Here is a 16,107-nt window from a genome sequence, read left to right on the forward strand (position 1 = left end):
GAGTTCGCTACGGCGCACGATGCGGCGCCAGAAGACGCGAAACGGGCAGAGCAAACGGACAAGGCTGAAAGCGTCACATTCTAACAGAAGGTTAACCCGCGCCCGGCCGCCAAGCCGTCTGGCCGTGTGGTTCAACGCACGCACTCGCACGCACTCGCACGCACTCGCACGCACTCGCACGCACCCGCGCGTAGCCGGGCGCGGGCGCGCGAGCGCCCTTACAATTCGCTCACCTGCCCCGCCAAGCTCTCGCCGAGCCCGTCCGCCGTGAATGCTTCGCTGTTGTTCCAGCCCAGTCCCGATGCCGTCTATGGCTTCGCCGACGCGCGCCTGATCGAGCGTGTCGAATCGCCGTATCAGACGATCGAGATCTGGGATACGCCGCAACTCGGCCGGCTGTTCACACTCGACGGCCGGCCGATGACCTCCGCCGGCGACGAATTCATTTACCACGAATGTATGGTGCACCCGGCCGCGCTCGTCCATCCGGCGCCGCGTGCGGCGCTCGTGCTCGGCGGCGGCGATGGCGGCGCCGCCAGACAATTGCTGAAGCATCCGGGTATCGAGCAGATCGTCGTGGCGGAACTGGATGCTGAAGTCGTGCGCCTCACGCGCCAGCATCTGCCGGACGTGCACGGTGGTGCGTTCGACGATCCGCGCGTCGAACTCGTGATCGGCGACGCGGCGCATTACGTCGACGCGGCCGCAGCGGCGACACCCGCCGCGCAGTTCGACCTGGTCGTGTTCGACCTGACGCCGCCGGATTCACCCGCCGCCGGCCTGTACACTCCCGCCTTCTACGCGCGGCTCAAACGGCTGCTGCGCGCCGACGCCGCGCTGTCGCTGCATCTCGGCTCGCCGTATTTTCACGCGCCGCGCGTGAGCGCGCTGCTCGCCGATCTGCGCGCCGCGTTCACGCACGTGCGCACGATGAGCGCCTTCGTCCCGCTCTACGGTTCGCTATGGATGATGGCCGTCGCAAGCGACACGCTCGACGCCACCGCGCTGACCGCGGACACGCTCGCCGAACGTCTCGCCGCGCGAGGGATCGACTCGCTACGGCATTACGATCCGGCGCAGCACGCGGCACTGTTCTCGGCATCGCGGGCGCTGCGCGATAAACTGAGCCCATTGTCGAAGCCATCCAGTTGACGCGTGGACACCTTGTACGAATCGGTTCGATCGATGCCAGCGTTTTTTGCGTGTGTTCGCCGGCGCGCGATCCGGCACGGCTTGTCGAACCCGATAGCCGGCCGCCAGTCGCGATTCGCGGCATGCATCCCGCCAACCCTCGAGATCCGGAGAACTCCATGACCGCCTCCCGCCCCGCCGGTGTGCCCTGGCTGACCCCTTACCTGACGGTGCGCGACGCGCGTGCGTCGATGGCGTTCTTTTCGGCGGCGTTCGGTTTCGAAGTGCGCGACAGCGTGCAGGATGACGGCGCCGTGATGCACGTCGAGATGACCTATCAGGATCAGTTGATCGTGATGTTCGCGCCCGAAGGCGCGTTCGGCTCGACCGCGAAAACGCCGAAAAGCGCCGGCACGATCGCGCCGCAATCGTTCTATGTCTATGTCGAGGATGTCGACGCCGTTTATGCGCGGGCGCTCGCGGCCGGCGCGAAATCGTTGAGCGAGCCGCAGGACCAGTTCTGGGGCGACCGCTTCGCGCAGGTCGAAGATATCGACGGCTACCGCTGGGCGCTCGCGCGCCACCTTTCCTGAGTCAATGAGTATTTCGTCGATGCCCCGTTTTTTCGTCGCCACACCGCTTTATCCCGATGATGTCGTAGCTCTGCCCGATGACGTCGTGCGTCATGTGCTCGTGCTGCGTCTGCAGCCCGGCGATTCAATCACTCTGTTCAACGGCGAGGGCGGCGAATACAGCGCCGAACTCGTCGAGGTGGAACGTCGCTCGGCCCGCGTGAAGATTCGCGAATTCCGCGCGATCGAAGTCGAACCGCCGTACCGGCTCACGCTCGCGCAAGGCATCGCGGGCGGCGACAAGATGGACTGGCTGATCGAGAAGGCGGTCGAACTCGGCGCGTCGGGCTTCGTGCCGCTTTCCACCGCCCGCAGCGTCGTGCGGCTCGCGGGCGAGCGCGCGCAACGGCGGCAGCAGCACTGGCAAGGCGTCGTGCGGGCGTCGTGCGAACAATGCGGGCGCAATCGTCTGCCGGAGGTGATGCCGGTGCAGGAGATCGGCGCCTGGCTCGATGCGCTGCCGCGCGAGTCAGCGCCGGGGGAATTGCGCCTGCTGCTGTCGCCGCGCGCGAGCATCGGCTTTTCAGCGTTGCCTGACGCGCCGCCGCAAGGCGGAGTAACGGTGTTGATCGGCCCCGAAGGTGGTCTTTCCGCCGACGAGGAAGCTGCGGCTGTCGAGCGCGGATTTACCGCGGTAGGCGTCGGGCCGCGGATTTTGCGCACCGAAACAGCGGGGATCGCGGTACTTGCGGCGCTCGCGGCACGCTGGGGCGGCTGGTAGGCGGGGGGTTTCGCAGCTAGTTGCGCGAAGTTTTGAGAGATGCCGCCTCGTAAGGGTGGCAAGAACATAGCAAACATAAAAGCAAAAGCCCGCCAATTGGCGGGCTTTTGCCGTCTTTACCGCGAAGTTTGGCGTCAAATCATGACGCCAGTGCCTGCGCAGGCAAAAAATCAGGCAAACGAGTAAAACACCCGGAATGCCACCTTGCGCTCGGCCCAGAACTCGGCTGCTTCACGGAACACGTCGAGCAGCGTCTCGCGCCCTTCCTTGTCGAACTTCTGCGCGACCGGCAACTGTTCGAGCACGATTACGAAACCCGGCTGCGCGCCCGCCTTATGCACGAGGTCGGTCAGACAGTCGTAGAGCGCGTCGTAGTTCTTGCCGAAATGCTTCGGAAACAGAAAGGACGTTGCGATCGTCTCGAGCACTTCCTGCTTGGACGCCGCGTTCGCGCAATAGGCATACAGAAAGTGCTGGCCGAGCTGGTTGGCCTCGTCGGCGAGATCCTGTACGCGGAACGCGCGGATGGATTGCACGATGTTCGGTCGCACGCTCCTGAAAAGGCTCATGGGCTCCTCGTTCGATGAAACCACCGTGCCAGCCTCGCTGTGAGTGTCGCGACCCTGCTCGCCGGCGCGCATCTTCATGACGCGTTGGAACAAATTGCCGTCGCCGGCCGCGAAAAGATCCGTCGCGACTCCGGAATCGTGCGCGTAGATGTTGTCGCTCATGCCGTTCATCCCGATGTCATTCAACAATACGATTAAAACTGGTGTAGTGGTCGTCCGAGTAGTAACAATTGTCGGTTCGCTGTGGCGGACCTCCGCAGACGATGCGGCGCGCCCCGCGATTACGCGCGTGAGGCGTGGGAACGGTGTATTCGTGGTAATAACCGCGCCGATGGGCAGGTAGCACCCGCTCGTAGTTGCCGAATACGACGCCGTCCTTCTGATACGGATAAGGCCCGCCGGCGGCTATCAGGTTCAACGTATTGACCGCCTCGCGCGGTAATTGCGCGAGTGCGACGGTGCCCAACTGCGCATTCGCCTGCGCTGACGCCGTATCGCCTCGCGCCCATGCGGATGGCGCGGAACCGGACAACGCGCAAAGCGCGGCAGCACCGATCAGCACGCCTTTTATACGCAGCCAGTTGCGTGCCATGTATCAGGTTTCCCGCTGTCAGATCACGAGTTCGACGACCATGAAAGTCGTAAGGGTATCGCTATTAGCCTTTGGAATCAACGTTCGACGGGACGGCGAACGCCGCCAGATGGCCGGAGAAGCCGGTGGCTGGCGCCTTTACGACATTTGACAAAATATTGAGCCTGCGCAAGCTAAACTTAGCTCAACCGTGCGAAACAAAGTGGGACGCAGGTGGTTTCGGCTTGCCAGCTACCCTTTTCTCGTGCGGTTGAGAGCCTTGGAACTGCCGCAGCCGCAAGGCTGTGCCATTGCCATTTTTCGGGGCCGGCTATCCCCGGCTTGCCCTGAGGCGTGCCCATTGCGGGCACGCCATTTTTTTCTTCTATCCAGGGCGCGAGCCGCCGGTGCGATGCACCGTTGGCCCGGACCTATCTCGACGCTTAGCGGGTTGCGCTGACGTCGGCCACCAGCAGCGCGGCCATGTTGACGATACGGCGAACCGTTGCCGACGGCGTCAGCACGTGCACCGGCTGAGCCGCGCCGAGCAGGATCGGTCCGATTGCGATGTTGTTGCCGGCCGCCGTCTTCAGCAGGTTGTACGAAATGTTGGCCGCGTCGATGTTCGGCAGCACCAGCAGGTTCGCATCGCCTTCGAGCGTCGAATCGGGCAGCACTTCGCGGCGCAGGTTCGCGTCGAGCGCGACATCGCCGTGCATCTCGCCGTCAACTTGCAGATCCGGCGCGCGTTCGCGCAGCAACTCGAGCGTGTCGCGCATCTTCTGCGCGGTCGCCGCGTTGCTCGAACCGAAGTTCGAATGCGACACCAGCGCGATCTTCGGCTCGATACCGAAGCGACGCACCTCTTCGGCCGCCATGATCGTGATCTCGGCCAGTTGCTCCGGCGTCGGATCGACGTTCACGTGCGTATCGACGAGGAAAATCTGCCGGTTCGGCAGCACCAGCGCGTTCATCGCCGCGTACACGTTCGCGCCTTCCTTCTTGCCGATCACCTGGTCGATGAAGTGCAGGTGACGGTGCGTCGTGCTGACCGTGCCGCAAATCATCCCATCCGCTTCGCCCTTCTTGACCATCATCGAACCGATCAGCGTGGTGCGGCGGCGCATTTCGAGCTTCGCCATCTGCTCGGTGATGCCCTTGCGAGACATCATCTTCGCGTATTCCTTCCAGAAGTCGCGGTAACGTTCGTCATGATCGGTGTTCACCACCGTGTAGTCCTGGCCCGCAACCAGTCGCAGACCATAGCGCGCAATACGCTGTTCGATCACCGCCGGGCGGCCGATCAGGATCGGCTTGGCAAGTTTTTCGTCGACGATGATTTGCATTGCACGCAGTACGCGTTCTTCTTCGCCTTCCGCGAACACGATGCGCTTCTTCTCCGGCTCGACGCTGCGCGCGAGCTGGAAGATCGGCTTCATCGTCGTGCCGCTGTGGTAGACGAACTGCTGCAGATGCTGCTCGTACGCGTCCATGTCCTCGATCGGACGCTGGGCGACGCCCGAATCCATCGCGGCCTTCGCCACCGCCGGCGCGACCTTGACGATCAGACGCGGATCGAAAGGCTTCGGAATCAGGTACTCCGGCCCGAACGACAGATCCTGGATGCCGTAGGCGGTCGCGACGATGTCGCTCTGCTCCTGGCGCGCCAGTTCGGCGATCGCGTTGACCGCGGCGATCTCCATTTCACGCGTCACCGTCGTCGCGCCGGCGTCGAGCGCGCCGCGGAACAGGAACGGGAACACCAGCACGTTGTTCACCTGGTTCGGATAGTCGGTGCGGCCCGTGCACAGCACGGCATCCGGGCGCACTTCGAGCGCGAGTTCCGGCAGGATTTCCGGCGTCGGGTTCGCGAGCGCCAGAATCAGCGGCTTGTCGGCCATCTGCTTGACCATGTCCTGCTTCAGCACGCCGCCGGCCGACAGGCCGAGGAACACGTCCGCGCCGCTGATCACCTCGGCAAGCGAGCGAGCGTCGGTTTCGCGCGCGAAACGCTCCTTGTCCGGATCCATCAGTTCGGTGCGGCCCTTGTAGACCACGCCCGCGAGGTCGGTCACGGTGATGTTTTCGAGCGGCAGGCCGATGTCGACCAGCAGGTCGAGACAGGCGAGCGCCGCGGCGCCCGCGCCGGAGGACACCAGCTTGACCTCCTTGATGTCCTTGCCGACCACCTTCAGACCATTGGTCACCGCAGCCGCGACGACGATCGCGGTGCCGTGCTGGTCGTCGTGGAAGACCGGAATCTTCATGCGCTTGCGGCATTCGCGCTCGACAATGAAGCAGTCCGGCGCCTTGATGTCTTCCAGGTTGATACCGCCGAAAGTCGGCTCAAGCGCGGCGATCACATCGACGAGCTTATGCGGATCGGTTTCGTTGATTTCGATATCGAACACGTCGATGCCGGCGAACTTCTTGAACAGCACGGCCTTGCCTTCCATGACCGGCTTCGACGCGAGCGGCCCGATGTTGCCGAGACCGAGCACCGCGGTGCCGTTCGTGACGACGCCGACCAGATTGCTGCGCGCGGTGAAGCGCGCGGCGTTCAGCGGGTTCTCGACGATCTCCTCGCACGCGAATGCAACGCCCGGCGAATACGCCAGAGCGAGGTCGCGCTGGTTGATCATCTGCTTGGTCGGGGCGATCGCGATTTTGCCGGGAGTCGGGAACTCGTGGTAATCGAGGGCGGCTTCGCGGAGTTTGGTATTAACGGGAGTCGACATAAGGCGGGCTTGGAAGTGCAGATTAGAATAGACGTTCGACGGCATTGTAGCCCCAATTGCCTACGCGATTCCTTCAATACCGGTACAACAGTCGCGACAGAAACAGCGTGAAACGCCGATGTGGCCTGGTTTGCGCTCTCCCACCTTTCACCGCCCACCATTGGCCATCATGCTTTCCGAGTTTTCGCTGATCGACCGTTTCTTCGCCCGCCGCGCCGCATCGGCACGGCCGTCTACTACGCCGGGCGACACGCTCGGCATCGGCGACGATTGCGCGCTGCTCACACCGCGCGCCGGCGAAATGCTGGCCGTTTCGACGGACATGCTGGTCGAAGGCCGCCACTTTTTCGCCGACGTCGACCCGCACGCGCTCGGCCATAAGGCACTCGCGGTCAACCTGTCGGATCTCGCCGCGATGGGCGCGCGCCCGCAGGCATTCACGCTGGCGTTTTCACTGCCGAAAGCCGACGAAGCGTGGCTCTCCGCGTTCAGCGACGGCCTCTTCGCACTGGCCGAGCGCCACGATTGCGAGTTGATCGGCGGCGATACGACGAGCGGCCCGCTCAATCTGTGCATTACGGTTTTCGGTAGCGTGCCGCCGCGTCAGGCGCTGCGTCGCGATGCCGCGCAGCCCGGTGACGACATCTGGGTGTCCGGCACGCTCGGCGATGCGCGCGCCGGGCTCGGCGTGCAGCGCGGCGAGTGGACCGCCGACGCCGCGGACGCCGCCACGTTCCGCGCCGCGCTCGAGCGTCCGGAACCGCGCATCGCGCTGGGCCTCGCGCTGCGCGGCATCGCGCATGCCGCGCTCGATCTGTCGGACGGACTCGCCGGCGACCTGCTGCATATCCTCGAACGCTCGTCGGTGAATGCGAGCGTCGACGTGGACGCGATACCGCGCTCCGACGCGCTGCGCCGCCTCGCGCCCGCGATCCAGCAGCGCTGCACGCTCGCGGGCGGCGACGACTACGAGTTGTGCTTCACCGCGCCCACCGCCGCGCGCGAAGCGGTGCAAGCCGCGGCGCACAACGCCGCCGTGCCGGTCACACGCATCGGTACAATAAGCGCACTCGCGGCGAGCACCGATCGTCCCGCCATCGCCTGGCGCAATGCCGCCGGCGCGCCGCTCACTCTGACGTTGCAAGGTTTCGACCACTTTCATGCAGAATGACCCTTCGCTCGGCCCCGCCGACGATTTTCTGGGCGGCCAGCCGCCCACGCCGCGACAGCCGCGCCGCGCGAGCGCGCGCTTCATGCTGTCGCATCCATCACATATCTTCGCGCTCGGTTTCGGCAGCGGCCTGTCGCCGCTGATGCCCGGGACGGTCGGCACGCTGTTCGCGTGGGCGTCGTTCGTGGTTTTGAACCGTTATCTGACTGTGATCGAATGGGGCGCGCTGATCGCGGCCGGCTTCCTCGGCGGCATCGCGCTGTGCGGCTTTAGCGCCAGACGGCTCGGCATCGAGGATCCGTCGGCGATCGTGTGGGACGAAATCGTCGCGTTCTGGCTCGTGCTGCTGATGGTCACGCCGGCCACGCTCACCGGCCAGCTATGGGCGTTCGTCACGTTTCGCTTCTTCGACATGGTCAAGCCGCCGCCGATCGGCTATTTCGACCGCCGTCTGAAAGGTGGCTTCGGCATCATGTTCGATGACCTGATCGCCGCATTCTTTACATTGCTCGTGATCGCGCTCTGGCGCATGTCGGTGTAGTTTCGCCGCGCCGCCGCCAGGCCATCGCTGTTTGCCGTGCCTCGCGGCCGGCCCGTTTTACGGATTGACGCCATGCCTACCGATTCCGTCGTTCATCAGCTTGCGATCCGCGTGAGCAACCGTCTGCGCGACGAGCGCCTGATGCTCGTCACCGCCGAATCCTGCACGGGGGGCATGGTCGCGACCGCGATCACCGACATTTCCGGCAGCAGCGGCTGGTTCGAGCGCGGTTTCGTCACGTATTCGAACCAGGCGAAAAGCGAAATGATCGGCGTGCCGGCCGATCTGATCGACAAGCACGGCGCGGTCAGCGAACCGGTCGCGCGCGCGATGGCCGAAGGCGCGCTGCGCAATAGCCGCGCGCAGGTATCGCTATCGATCACCGGGGTCGCCGGACCTGGCGGGGGCACCGAAACCAAGCCGGTCGGCATGGTCTCGTTCGGCTGGAGCAACCGGCTGCATACGGCGGTGGAAACGAAGATTTTCAAGGGCGATCGCGAGCAGATTCGCGTGCAGGCCGCCGCTCACGCATTGCGCGGCGTGCTCGCGCTGCTCGACGAACGCGAGCATTGAGCCGCGTCGGATCCCTCATCTGCTGTCACTCTTCGAAGGCGAACACATGCCGGACTCGCGCTCGGTCGCGGACGAACTGATCCGCCGCTTCGACCTGAAGCCGCATCCTGAAGGCGGTTATTTCTCGGAAACGTATCGTTCGGCCGCGCGCGTGCTGCGCGACGGCGAGACGGCGGCCACGCGCGCGGCGTCGACCGCGATTTATTACCTGCTATGCGACGGCGCGCATTCGGCGTGGCATCGGATCCGCTCCGACGAGGTATGGCATTTCTATGCGGGCGAGCCGCTGCACGTCCATGTGCTCGATGAAAACGGCGGAGTGACTGGTGTAACCGACGCGCTCGTCACGCATCGGCTCGGCAATCCGCTCACGCATCCCGGTACCGTGTATCAGGCCGTCGTGCCGGCGGGCTCGTGGTTCGCGGCGGAGTGCGCCGACCCGGCATCGTTCGCGCTGGTCGGCTGCACGGTGGCGCCGGGATTCGAGTTCAGCGAATTCGAACTCGCGGATGCCGACGCGCTGAAGGCGCGGCATCCGGCGCATGCGGCGTTGATCGAGCGGCTGGGGCCGGTGGTTTAGCGGAACGCGTTGATCCGGTCGCGCGTTTCCTTCGCGGCCTGCGCGGCCGCCTCGCCGAAATCCTCGCCCTTGCCCGCGTAGATGATCGCGCGCGACGAGTTGATCAGCATGCCGGTGCCGTTCGCGGTCCGGCCGGCGGTCACGGTGGCCTCGACGTCGCCGCCTTGCGCGCCGATGCCCGGAATCAGCAGCGGCATATCGCCGACGATCCCGCGCACCATTTCGATTTCCTTCGGAAAAGTCGCGCCGACCACCAGCGCAAGCTGGCCGCTCGCGTTCCACTTCTGCGCCGCCAGTTGCGCGACGACCTGATAGAGCGGCCGGCCGCCGGTTTCGAGAAACTGCAGATCGGAGCCGCCGACGTTCGACGTCCGGCACAGCACGATCACGCCCTTGCCTTGATGCTCGAGATACGGTTCGATCGAATCGAAACCCATGTACGGATTGACCGTCACCGCGTCCGCCTGATAGCGCTCGAACGCCTCGCGCGCGTACTGCTCGGCGGTGCTGCCGATATCGCCGCGCTTCGCGTCGAGAATCACCGGCAGACCCGGATGGTTGGCGTGGATGTGAGCGATCAACTGCTCGAGCTGGTCTTCCGCGCGATGCGCGGCGAAGTAGGCGATCTGCGGCTTGAATGCCGACGCGTAGCGCGCGGTCGCATCGACGATCGTGCGGCAGAACTCGAAAATAGCGTCGGAGCGGCCCGCGAGCGCGCTGGGAAATTTGCTGGGCTCGGGATCGAGGCCAACGCACAGCAGCGAGTTGGTGCGCTGCCAGGCGTCGTTGAGTGTCTGGATGAAATTGGACATGGTATGTCTCGCGGCGAGCCGGTAGTCGGAAGTGGCGCGTATTTTACCTGCCAGTAGATGACGCTCGTTTGCACCAGGAAAGGGAGTGAAAGCGTAACGGTGACAATCGCGTCGCGCGCGTGGTGATCAGTGCCGCGGTAACGGCGAACCGATGCGTCGGGTCGCAAAGCCGCAAGCGCCTACGCATCGATCACCCGCCACAAGCCGCCACAACCCGCCACGCTCCGCCAGCGCGATCGCCCTTTCGCCCGTCACGACACCGCTACTGCTTACGCCGCCCGCCCCGCGTGCCCGGCATCGACCGCAAGCCCGTGCGCTCGACGGTGAAGCGGAACATCCGCGTCAGACGCTCGCCGCGCTTGAGCAGCGTCATGCCGTTTTCACTCGCGCCGCCCGCGAGGTTCATCGCGTTGATCGGATGATCGACCGGCTCGAAGCAGAAGAAGTCTTCGCCGGGCGGCGTATACAGCACGTAATAGTCGGTATCGGCGGCGATATTCAGCGACAGCCGGCGCTTCGGCCACACCACCGCCGCCTGGCCGCTCCAGCCGGTGAACGCGTGATTGACGATCGCCTCCGGCAGCGGATACGCGACGCCGAACTGCCACGCGGGCGGCGCCGGCACGTGGCGCACCGGCAGCCAGTCGTCGCCTGACAGCCACAGGCCGCCGGCCGCCGCCGACAACTCGGTGTCCGCGTCGCGCACGAAGAACGGATGCACACCGAGCCCGAACGGCAGCGTCTCGCGCCCCGTGTTTTCGATTTCGAGCGTGACGACGAGCGTCGGGCCATCGAGCGTATAGGTCTGCGCCGCGCGGAACGCGTACGGTTTGCCATTGCGGCGATCGAGCGTCAGACGCACGTGCTCATGGCTCGCCTCGACCACCTGCCATGCGGCGATCCAGCCATCGCCGTGAATCGGCAACGGCTCGTCCGCGCGATTACGCGGCACGTCGACGCGCCGCCCCGCGACGCTGAAATGACCGCCGCCGATCCGGTTCGAATACGGCAACAGCGGATAGCAGGCGAGCTGGTTCGGCTGCGTGTCCGGGCCGACGTGGCGGCAGCGCCGGAAGATCGGCGTGAGCGCGCCGTCGTCGCGCCAGTCGAAGCGGGTCACGCCGCCGCCGAGCGTCGGCGCGACATCGAGGCGCAACTGCGCATTGGCGAGCGTGATGCACGCGACATCGCCGGCGCTGCCTTCGCCAAGCGCGACCGCCGACGTGCTCGGGCCCGCCAGCACCGGGTTGGCCGCCGCGGCAAGTCGCGAGCGCCGGCTCTGCGAGGTGGGGGATGAGGCTGAAACGAGATTCGCAACAGTCATATCTGGCTCCATCGAGAGGCTTGGGACATTGCCGTCAGGGCTGACGGGGGTGGTGGGCGATTTTTTCTGACAGGTCGCCTCGGGTCCGAACTGCATGCTGCCGATTTGTTGCCGATTCACTGCCAACGCATTGCTTCGGAACTGCGCCATCGACTTCTGCTTCTACGTCACCTTCATGATCGCAGCCCCGGCACGCGGCAGGGGCTGCTGGGTCATGGCGCGCTATACGGGCGCGCCCTGAAACACCGGTTCCGGCACACCGCGCCGTGCGAGCGTCGCGACGAACACGCCGCCCGCGAGCGTATCGGCCGCGCGCGCCGCCGCATCGAGTTCCGCGTACGCGCTCGTGATGTACAGCGTATCGAGCTGCACATCGCCGTCGGCCCGTCCGAGCGCCGGACCACCTAGCGCGACGCAGCTCGGCTGTGCGGTCGGCACGTCGACGCGTTCGGTTTCAACACCATCCGGGCCGTAGCGCACCACCCGCGCGCCGCCCCATTGCGCATTCCACAGACCGCCGTCGCTATCGACGGTCGAGCCGTCGGGGATGCCGGTCGCATCGGTCAGACGCGTGAACACGCGATCGTTCGCGATGCCGCCATCCGCGCGGTAGTCGCACGCGCGGATTTCACGCGTCGGCGAGTCACAGTAGTACATCGTCGCGCCGTCGGGGCTGAACGCGATGCTGTTCGAAATCGCCGGCGCGGGCAGCGGCAGCCGTTCAAGCGACAGATCGCGATTCAGCCGATAGAAACCGGCAACCGGCTGCAAGCGCCCGCTTTCGTCCTTGGTGCCGAACACGAAACGCCCTTCGCGATCGCAGCGCCCGTCGTTAACCCGCGTATTGATACCGGGTTCAATATCGACGATCCGTTGTGTACCGCCGGTTTCCAGATCGAAAAACGCCAGCTGCGACGCGAGTCCGACCAACAGATAGCGCGGATTCGCGCACAGCGCAAACGTCGCGAGCCGCTCGGGCATGCTGAAAGAATCGCTGCGGCCATCGGCCGGATCGTAGCGCCACAGCCGCGCGCCTTCGATATCCGTCCAGTAGAAACGGCCGCTGCGCGCGCACCAGGTCGCGCCTTCGCCGAGCTCGCACTTGGTGTCGAGCAGCAGCGCGGCCTGCTGGTTGCGCGCGCCGGCAGTCACGCCCAGCCTCCGTCGACGATCACGTCCTGCGCGGTGATCATGCGGCTGTCATCGGCGGCAAGGAACAGCGCCATGCGCGCGAGGTCGGACGGCATCAGCTCAGCGTCGATGCACTGGCCTTCCTTGATCTGCCGGCGGCCGGTGTCGTCGAGCCATAGGCGCTTCTGCTTCTCCGTCATCACCCAGCCCGGCACCAGCGTATTGACGCGGATATTGAAGTGGCCGAGGTCGCGCGCGAGACCGCGCGTCAAACCCTGCACCGCCGACTTCGACATCACGTACACCGGATAGCCGCCGTTCTTCAGCATCCAGCTAACCGAGCCCAGGTTGATGATCGAGCCGCTGTTGGCGGCCTTCATGTCTTCGATCACCGCCTGCGCCGCGAAGAACTGGTGACGGATATTGACCGCGATGCCCGCGTCGAACGATTCGCGCGTGACGTCGCCGATCGAATGGCGCTTGTCGTTCGCCGCGTTGTTGACGAGCACCTGGATCGGACCCAGCGCCGCTTTCACATCGGCGATCGCTTTTTGCAGCGCGTCGATATCGGTCAGATCGCAGCTCAGAAACAGCGGTTTGTGCTTCGAATCGCCGAGCTGGTCGGCGAGCGCTTCGCCGGCGTTCGCGTCGATATCGAAGAACGCGACGCGTGCGCCCTGCGCGGCGAAGTGCTCGACGAACGATGCGCCGATGCCGGTCGCGCCGCCCGTGATCAGCACCGTGCGGTCGACGAGACTCGGATAGCGCGCGTAGGCGGTATCCGCGAGGCGGGCGTTTGCATTGGCCGGAGACGACATCGTTCGATTCCTTTATCAGCGTGTTGGGGTGAGAAAGACGCAGCGGTGCGCGCAATAGCGCGAATCAGTCGCGCGCGCCGCGGTTCTTCAACTGGTCGAGCAGCACGGCGGCGAGCAGGATCGCGCCGCGCACGAGGTACTGATAGAACGCGTCGATATTCAGCAGGTTCATCACGTTCTCGACGGTGCCCATGATCAGCACGCCGATCACGACGCCGGAGATCGTCGCGCGGCCGCCCAGCAGCGACACGCCGCCGAGCACGCACGCGGAGATCACGTTCAGTTCGAAGCCTTCGGCGGCGTTCGGCTGACCCGACGTGATGCGCGACGCGAGAATCACGCCGGCCAGCGCGGTGACCGCGCCCTGAATCAGGAAGATGTAGACGCGCGTGCGCTCCACATTGATACCGGCGAGCCGCGACGCTTCCGGATTGCCGCCGATCGCGAGCGTGTTACGGCCGTACACGGTCTGGTTCAGCATCACGCCGAACACGATGAAGCAGACCAGCGTGACCCAGATCGGCAGCGACACGCCGAACATCGTCAAGCCGCCCAACGCGATGAACGTATCCGACGACACGCCGACCGCCTGCCCGTGCGACACGATAAAGCCGAGACCGCGGACGATTTCCATCGTCGCGAGCGTCGTGATCAGCGCGTTGATCCGCAGATAAGCGATCACCGCGCCGTTGACGAAGCCGATCACCCCGCCCGCGACGACCGCCGCGACGATCGCGATGAAAGTGTTGCCGGTCGCATTGAGCACCATCGCGCACAACACGCCCGCGAACGCAACCGTCGAGCCGACAGAAAGATCGAAGTCGCGCGACGCGAGACAGAACATCATCGTGCACGCGACCATGCCGATCTGCGAGATCGACAGCGCGAGACCGAGCATGTTCTCGATCGAGAAGAAGTGATCGACGGTCAGCGACATCGTGACGAACATCACGATGAAGATCACGATCAGGCTGTACTCGGTGATCTGCTGCCACCATTTCGCCTTGTCGCTGCTCTGCGGAATCAGCGCGTCGGCCGCGCTCTTGGCGGCCTGCTGCGCGAGGTTTTCTCTGGCTTGCATTTCAATACTCCTCCCGTTCCCCACGGGTTACGGACTCACGTCCAGATAAGGTTCAGGCCGCGTGCGGCGTGCTGTCGTTGGCAGCGTTCGGGTTTGTGTCCGGGTTTGGGTCGTCAGGCAGCGCGGTCGAGCTTTGCGGCAGCGCGAGACTCAACACCGACTGCTCGGTCGCGTCCTTGCGCGCAAGCTCGCCAGAAATACGGCCCTGGCGCATCACGACGATCCGATCGGACACGCCGAGCACCTCGGGCAATTCGGACGAAATCATCACGATCGCGCAGCCGCGTTCGGCAAGCTGATAGATCACGTTATAGATCTCGTGCTTCGCGCCGACGTCGATACCGCGCGTCGGCTCGTCGAGAATCACGACCTTCAGATCCGGCTCGGCGAGCCAGCGCGACAGAATCGCCTTCTGCTGATTACCGCCCGACAGGAAGCGAATCTTCTGCCGCCGATGCGGCGTCTTGATCTTCAGCAGCTTGATAAAACGGTCGGCCGTCTGCGCTTCCTTCTTGCGATCGAGGAACACGCCCGCGCGCAGATAATGGCGGCGGCAACTGATATTGATGTTCTCCGCGACGCTCGCCATCGCGACGATGCCCTCTTCCTTGCGGTCTTCCGGGCACAGCACGATGCCGTGTCTGATCGCCTCGCCGGCGCTGCGCACCTTGATCGGCTTGCCGTCGAGCATCAGCTCGCCGCCCTTGCGGTGCTCGGCGCCATACACGAGGTGCATCAGCTCGCTACGCCCCGCGCCGACCAGACCAAAGAAGCCGACGATCTCGCCGCGCCGCACCTCGAAGCTCGCCGGCTGCGCGAGCGGATGGCCCTCGATTGCCTTCGCCGCGAAGCGCACCTCGCCGAGCGGGCGCGCCGAGTAGCTGTAAATATCTGAAATCTCGCGCCCGACCATCTCGCTGACGATCGTGTCGCGCGACACGCCTGCGAGCGTCGCATGCGAGGCGACCTTGCGGCCGTCGCGGAAAATCGTGCACGCGTCGCACAACTCGTAGATCTCGTCCATCCGGTGCGAGATATAGATCATCGCGCGGTTGTCGGCGCGCAGATCGCGCACCAGCTTGAACAGCACCTCGGTCTCGCGATGCGACAGTGAACTGGTCGGCTCGTCGAGCGCGATCACGCGCGCGTTGCGCATCAGCGCCTTGCAGATTTCGACCATCTGACGCTGCGCGATGGAGAGTTTCCTGAGCTTCGCGTTCGGGTCGAGCGCGACACCCATCGCTTCCAGCCGCTCGCGCACGAAGCGCTTCGCCTCGCGTTTGTTGACCCAGCCGAGTGCATTGGGCAACTGGCCGAGCAGCAGGTTTTCCGCGACCGTCAGGTCCGGCACGTACTGCAGTTCCTGGTGAATCACCGCGATACCGGCGCCGATCGACGCGGCCGCGCTCGGAAAGCGCACCTCGTTGCCGTCGATCATCATGCGGCCGGAATCGGGCTGATACTCGCCGCCGAGAATTTTCAGCAGCGTCGATTTGCCCGCGCCGTTTTCGCCCATCAGGCCATGGACCTGGCCGGCGTTGACGTCGAAGGACACACCGTCGAGCGCACGCACGCCTGGAAAGACTTTGCCGATATTGTCAAAACGTAGCGTCGCTGACACTTCGCCTCCTTCATGTGGGCCGCGCGCGCGGCGCACGGCCCGTCTGTCTACCGCAGATCTTCATTCGCCCGCGGTGCACTTCATGTCACCGCG

16 protein-coding genes are annotated in these 16,107 nt (G+C 64.9%); 7 read left to right on the forward strand and 9 right to left on the reverse strand.

All coding sequences use genetic code 11. The features are described 5' to 3' along the window. The first annotated feature begins 267 nt into the window (after nucleotides 1–267). From speE to L0U82_RS15610, 3 genes are all read left to right on the forward strand, one after another. Entirely contained in the window at nucleotides 268–1,152 is an 885-nt protein-coding gene (speE, locus tag L0U82_RS15600; RefSeq protein ID WP_233832109.1) for a polyamine aminopropyltransferase, read from the forward strand. A 158-nt stretch (nucleotides 1,153–1,310) separates the two neighbouring features. Then, nucleotides 1,311–1,724, forward strand: coding sequence for a VOC family protein (locus L0U82_RS15605; RefSeq protein WP_233832110.1), 414 nt, complete (start codon nucleotides 1,311–1,313; stop codon nucleotides 1,722–1,724). Nucleotides 1,725–1,743: 19 nt separating this feature from the next. Continuing rightward, nucleotides 1,744–2,484, forward strand: coding sequence for a 16S rRNA (uracil(1498)-N(3))-methyltransferase (locus tag L0U82_RS15610; RefSeq protein ID WP_233832112.1), 741 nt, complete (start codon nucleotides 1,744–1,746; stop codon nucleotides 2,482–2,484). 170 nt (nucleotides 2,485–2,654) lie between these two features. Here L0U82_RS15610 and L0U82_RS15615 read toward each other — a convergent pair whose 3' ends face one another. From L0U82_RS15615 to L0U82_RS15625, 3 genes are all read right to left on the reverse strand, one after another. Further along, the gene (locus L0U82_RS15615) at nucleotides 2,655–3,215 is read right to left on the reverse strand and encodes a barstar family protein (RefSeq protein WP_233832114.1); all 561 of its coding nucleotides are present in this window, start codon (nucleotides 3,213–3,215) and stop codon (nucleotides 2,655–2,657) included. A 16-nt stretch (nucleotides 3,216–3,231) separates the two neighbouring features. Further along, complete coding sequence (locus L0U82_RS15620) at nucleotides 3,232–3,645, reverse strand: ribonuclease (RefSeq protein WP_233832115.1); 414 nt, start codon at nucleotides 3,643–3,645, stop codon at nucleotides 3,232–3,234. A gap of 422 nt (nucleotides 3,646–4,067) precedes the next feature. Further along, a complete protein-coding gene (locus tag L0U82_RS15625; RefSeq protein WP_233832117.1) occupies nucleotides 4,068–6,407 on the reverse strand; it encodes an NADP-dependent malic enzyme in 2,340 nt (779 codons plus the stop codon). 124 nt (nucleotides 6,408–6,531) lie between these two features. On the opposite strand from L0U82_RS15625, the gene thiL reads away from it, so the two are divergent. The 4 genes from thiL to L0U82_RS15645 all read left to right on the forward strand — a co-directional run bounded on the left by thiL (nucleotide 6,532) and on the right by L0U82_RS15645 (nucleotide 9,227). Beyond that, a complete protein-coding gene (gene thiL, locus L0U82_RS15630; protein WP_233832119.1) occupies nucleotides 6,532–7,533 on the forward strand; it encodes a thiamine-phosphate kinase in 1,002 nt (333 codons plus the stop codon). After that, entirely contained in the window at nucleotides 7,523–8,074 is a 552-nt protein-coding gene (locus L0U82_RS15635; protein WP_233832121.1) for a phosphatidylglycerophosphatase A family protein, read from the forward strand. The genes thiL and L0U82_RS15635 overlap by 11 nt, the downstream gene beginning before the upstream one ends. A 72-nt stretch (nucleotides 8,075–8,146) precedes the next feature. Continuing rightward, nucleotides 8,147–8,647, forward strand: a complete 501-nt coding sequence (locus L0U82_RS15640; RefSeq protein WP_233832122.1) for a CinA family protein — start codon at nucleotides 8,147–8,149, stop codon at nucleotides 8,645–8,647. Nucleotides 8,648–8,693: 46 nt separating this feature from the next. Next, on the forward strand, nucleotides 8,694–9,227 hold the full coding sequence (locus L0U82_RS15645) for a cupin domain-containing protein (protein ID WP_233832123.1): 534 nt from the start codon (nucleotides 8,694–8,696) through the stop codon (nucleotides 9,225–9,227). On the opposite strand, the gene pyrF is transcribed toward L0U82_RS15645, so the two are convergent. The 6 genes from pyrF to araG all read right to left on the reverse strand — a co-directional run bounded on the left by pyrF (nucleotide 9,224) and on the right by araG (nucleotide 16,014). Further along, nucleotides 9,224–10,039 carry an orotidine-5'-phosphate decarboxylase gene (gene pyrF, locus L0U82_RS15650; protein ID WP_233832125.1) on the reverse strand — a complete coding sequence of 272 codons (816 nt, stop codon included), beginning with the start codon at nucleotides 10,037–10,039 and terminating at the stop codon, nucleotides 9,224–9,226. The two genes, L0U82_RS15645 and pyrF, sit on opposite strands and share 4 nt — an antisense overlap. Before the next feature lie 262 nt (nucleotides 10,040–10,301). Then, nucleotides 10,302–11,363: an aldose 1-epimerase gene (locus tag L0U82_RS15655; protein ID WP_233832126.1), complete on the reverse strand. Its 1,062-nt coding sequence runs from the start codon at nucleotides 11,361–11,363 to the stop codon at nucleotides 10,302–10,304. A gap of 222 nt (nucleotides 11,364–11,585) precedes the next feature. Then, the gene (locus tag L0U82_RS15660) at nucleotides 11,586–12,515 is read right to left on the reverse strand and encodes an SMP-30/gluconolactonase/LRE family protein (protein WP_442793622.1); all 930 of its coding nucleotides are present in this window, start codon (nucleotides 12,513–12,515) and stop codon (nucleotides 11,586–11,588) included. Beyond that, entirely contained in the window at nucleotides 12,512–13,312 is an 801-nt protein-coding gene (locus tag L0U82_RS15665; protein ID WP_233832128.1) for an SDR family NAD(P)-dependent oxidoreductase, read from the reverse strand. Before L0U82_RS15665 ends, L0U82_RS15660 begins: the two co-directional genes overlap by 4 nt. A 64-nt stretch (nucleotides 13,313–13,376) precedes the next feature. Then, nucleotides 13,377–14,393, reverse strand: coding sequence for an L-arabinose ABC transporter permease AraH (araH, locus tag L0U82_RS15670; RefSeq protein WP_233832129.1), 1,017 nt, complete (start codon nucleotides 14,391–14,393; stop codon nucleotides 13,377–13,379). A 52-nt stretch (nucleotides 14,394–14,445) separates the two neighbouring features. Beyond that, nucleotides 14,446–16,014 (reverse strand): L-arabinose ABC transporter ATP-binding protein AraG, encoded by a 1,569-nt coding sequence (gene araG / locus L0U82_RS15675; protein WP_233832130.1) that lies wholly within the window; start codon nucleotides 16,012–16,014, stop codon nucleotides 14,446–14,448. Nucleotides 16,015–16,107: the final 93 nt, after the last annotated feature.

Origin of the sequence: Paraburkholderia sp. ZP32-5 (assembly GCF_021390495.1) — a bacterium.
In the GTDB taxonomy this organism is placed as follows: domain Bacteria; phylum Pseudomonadota; class Gammaproteobacteria; order Burkholderiales; family Burkholderiaceae; genus Paraburkholderia.

Bases quoted from the DNA above. Each gene is read 5' to 3' on its own strand.
- L0U82_RS15605 (WP_233832110.1), top strand. From the start codon at position 1,311: ATGACCGCCTCCCGCCCCGCCGGTGTGCCCTGGCTGACCCCTTACCTG.
- L0U82_RS15610 (WP_233832112.1), top strand. From the start codon at position 1,744: ATGCCCCGTTTTTTCGTCGCCACACCGCTTTATCCCGATGATGTCGTA.
- L0U82_RS15615 (WP_233832114.1), bottom strand. From the start codon at position 3,215: ATGAGCGACAACATCTACGCGCACGATTCCGGAGTCGCGACGGATCTT.
- L0U82_RS15620 (WP_233832115.1), bottom strand. From the start codon at position 3,645: ATGGCACGCAACTGGCTGCGTATAAAAGGCGTGCTGATCGGTGCTGCC.
- L0U82_RS15625 (WP_233832117.1), bottom strand. From the start codon at position 6,407: ATGCCGTCGAACGTCTATTCTAATCTGCACTTCCAAGCCCGCCTTATG.
- thiL (WP_233832119.1), top strand. From the start codon at position 6,532: ATGCTTTCCGAGTTTTCGCTGATCGACCGTTTCTTCGCCCGCCGCGCC.
- L0U82_RS15635 (WP_233832121.1), top strand. From the start codon at position 7,523: ATGCAGAATGACCCTTCGCTCGGCCCCGCCGACGATTTTCTGGGCGGC.
- L0U82_RS15640 (WP_233832122.1), top strand. From the start codon at position 8,147: ATGCCTACCGATTCCGTCGTTCATCAGCTTGCGATCCGCGTGAGCAAC.
- L0U82_RS15645 (WP_233832123.1), top strand. From the start codon at position 8,694: ATGCCGGACTCGCGCTCGGTCGCGGACGAACTGATCCGCCGCTTCGAC.
- pyrF (WP_233832125.1), bottom strand. From the start codon at position 10,039: ATGTCCAATTTCATCCAGACACTCAACGACGCCTGGCAGCGCACCAAC.
- L0U82_RS15655 (WP_233832126.1), bottom strand. From the start codon at position 11,363: ATGACTGTTGCGAATCTCGTTTCAGCCTCATCCCCCACCTCGCAGAGC.
- L0U82_RS15665 (WP_233832128.1), bottom strand. From the start codon at position 13,312: ATGTCGTCTCCGGCCAATGCAAACGCCCGCCTCGCGGATACCGCCTAC.
- araH (WP_233832129.1), bottom strand. From the start codon at position 14,393: ATGCAAGCCAGAGAAAACCTCGCGCAGCAGGCCGCCAAGAGCGCGGCC.